At 63.4% G+C, this 1,036-nt stretch carries 1 protein-coding gene and 1 pseudogene; one reads left to right on the top strand and one right to left on the bottom strand.

Annotated features, from left to right (window positions below; genetic code table 11):
* Positions 1–114: 114 nt before the first annotated feature.
* Positions 115–669: a site-specific integrase gene (locus ACWEF2_RS31665; protein ID WP_453819918.1), complete on the top strand. Its 555-nt coding sequence runs from the start codon at positions 115–117 to the stop codon at positions 667–669.
* A 186-nt stretch (positions 670–855) separates the two neighbouring features.
* Here the strand turns inward: ACWEF2_RS31665 and ACWEF2_RS31660 are convergent.
* Positions 856–1,036: pseudogene (locus ACWEF2_RS31660) on the bottom strand (IS630 family transposase); the annotation flags it as partial.

Raw genomic sequence — 1,036 nt, 5'->3', positions numbered from 1 at the left:
CGTCGCCCGCGAGATCTTCGCCTTGGTCAAAGCAGCAGCCAAAGATCATGGAATCACTCCAGCATGACCACTTGACCAACATAGGGGCATCCAAGCGCCTGCCGGGTATCGGGCGTGGACGGGCAGCCAGCCGTCCTGGCCGTCTGCCTCGGCCTGCGACGTGGAGAGCTCCTCGGGCTCCGCTGGCAGGATGTCGACCTGGAGACCGGGACGCTCGAAGTGATCCAGACCCTCCAGCGGGTCGGCAGGCGACTCCGGTTCGTCCAGCCCAAGACCGAGGACTCCGAGCGCACCATCCCGCTCCCTCCGATCTGCCTTGACGCTCTCAAAGAGCACTGCAAGCGGCAGTTCGCGGAGCGCTCCGACCACTGGCCGGACTGGGAGGATCACGGCCTTGTGTTCCCCTCTCGGCGCGGTACCTCCATGGAGCCGGACAATCTCCGGCGAAGCTGGGGAGAGATCCGCACCGCGGCCGGGATCGGGGCTGTACGGCTTCACGACCTCCGGCACACCTGCGTGAGCCTCCTACTCGACCTGGGAGTGCCTCCGCACACCGTCCGAGAGATCGTCGGGCACTCTGACATTCAGGTCACCATGGCGATCTACGCTCACTCATCCCTCGACGACAAGCGCACCGCCCTTGGCAAGCTTGGACACGCCCTCAGCTGAAGTGGTTGCCCATACGAACGCCTCGACGCGATCATGTCGGGGCGTTCTCGTCACCTGGGGGAAAGCTAGAGGTACATGGCGAAACCAAAGAACACTCCCGCTGAGATGCCCACACGGGCGCTGACACCCGCCAAACAGAAGAGAAGCCCGCGCGTCTGGACCCGTAAAGATCTTGGGGTCGTTGCCCTAGTGTCCTGCGCCTGAAATTCGTCGGCAATATCGTGCGAGGGATTCGAGGATCTCCTCGGCGGTCTTCTTCCATACGAACGGCCGGGGGTTGTCGTTCCACTGAGTGATCCAGTCCCGGATGTCCTTCTCCAGAGACTGGACGCTCTTATGAACCCCGCGCCGGATGAGTTGCCCGGTC

The sequence above is a fragment of the Streptosporangium sp. NPDC004631 genome (genome assembly GCF_053601935.1).
Note: the sequence above shows the minus strand (reverse complement) of the source record. Positions and strands in the feature narration are given on the sequence as shown.